This window comes from Amnimonas aquatica, from assembly GCF_002943415.1.
Taxonomy (GTDB): Bacteria; Pseudomonadota; Gammaproteobacteria; order Pseudomonadales; family Moraxellaceae; genus Perlucidibaca; species Perlucidibaca aquatica_A.
The window spans coordinates 1-1140 of sequence record NZ_PTQZ01000366.1 but is presented as its reverse complement, the minus strand read 5'-3'; the positions used below and the strand labels follow the sequence as shown (position 1 = coordinate 1140).

General features: G+C 73.6%; 1 protein-coding gene and 1 pseudogene. Both read right to left on the bottom strand.

Annotated elements, in window-relative coordinates; translation table 11 throughout:
• Window positions 1–17: 17 nt before the first annotated feature.
• The gene (locus C5O18_RS10035) at window positions 18–344 is read right to left on the bottom strand and encodes an RnfH family protein (RefSeq protein WP_105193481.1); all 327 of its coding nucleotides are present in this window, start codon (window positions 342–344) and stop codon (window positions 18–20) included.
• Between the two features lie 37 nt (window positions 345–381).
• Window positions 382–1140 (bottom strand): annotated as a pseudogene (locus tag C5O18_RS10635) (hypothetical protein); the annotation flags it as partial.

Below are 1140 nucleotides of genomic sequence, written 5' to 3'. Positions count from 1 at the left end.
GCGCACGCCGACAGCGGTCAGCGGCCGGCGCCTTCCGCCCTGACCTTCTCCGCCCGCGCCTTGCGGGCATCCTTGGGGTCGCGCGTCAGCGGCCGGTAGACCTCGATGCGGTCTCCGTCACGCAGCACCCGGCTCTCCGGACTGCGCTCCACCTTGCCCCACACCCCGAGCGCCAGCGTGCCCTGCGCACGCGCCTCCGCCAACAGCGTGAACTCCTGCAGCAGGCCGGAGTCATCCAGCGCCTGCAGCAGCGTGGTGCCCGCGGGCACGCGCCGCGCCAGCAGCAGCTGCCGGTCCGGCAGCGCGCACGCCAACTCGATGTCCAGCCAGCTGGCAGCGCTCATGACGACACGCCCGCTGTGGTCCGGCCCGTGATGACGCTCACTGCGGCAGCAGGCGCCAAAGCGCGATCAGCAGGGTGACCGGCGCGACCCAGCGCACGGCGATGCGCCAGACGTTGTACAGCCCTTCGGACGGCAGCTGCAGCGCCTTGCGGACATGGCTGATTTTCATGACCCAGCCGGCGAAGAGCGCCAGCAGCAGCATGTTCACGGCCATCCAGACCGCCAGCGCGAACGTCAGGCAGTCCAGCGCGGCGGCGCCGGCGAAATACCAGACCGCCTCGGCGGCGACCACCACCGGCACCAGCACCAGCAACGGTGCCAGCAGCGGCGGCAGGTTCAGGCCGCGGACGGCGGCCAGCGCCGGGCGGGCCAGCGCATCCAGCGCCAGCAGGGTGGCCAGGTAGCCGAGCAGCAGCACCGGCAGCGAACCGCGACCGGTCAGCAGCAGCGCGACCAGGCCCAGCCCGACCAGCAGCACGACACCACGACCCGCCAGCGGCAGGCGCTGCTGCCCGGCATCCGACTGCTGCCAGTGGGCACCCAGGCCGGTGCCGAGCAGCAGCGCCCCGAACAGCAGGCCGGCCGCAGCCGGCAGCGCCACCGGCAGGGGCAGGTCGGCGAGCACCGGCGGCAGGTTGCCGGACTGCTGGCCGGCGACATGCCAGCCAGCCAGCAGCGCGGCCGGGAGCAGCCAGACCGGCGACGGCGCATGACCGTAGGCGCGCAGGAAGGACAGCAGCAGCGTCGCCACCGTCAGCACCGGCCAGAGCACGCCGCCGGCATGAAGGCCGGCGGT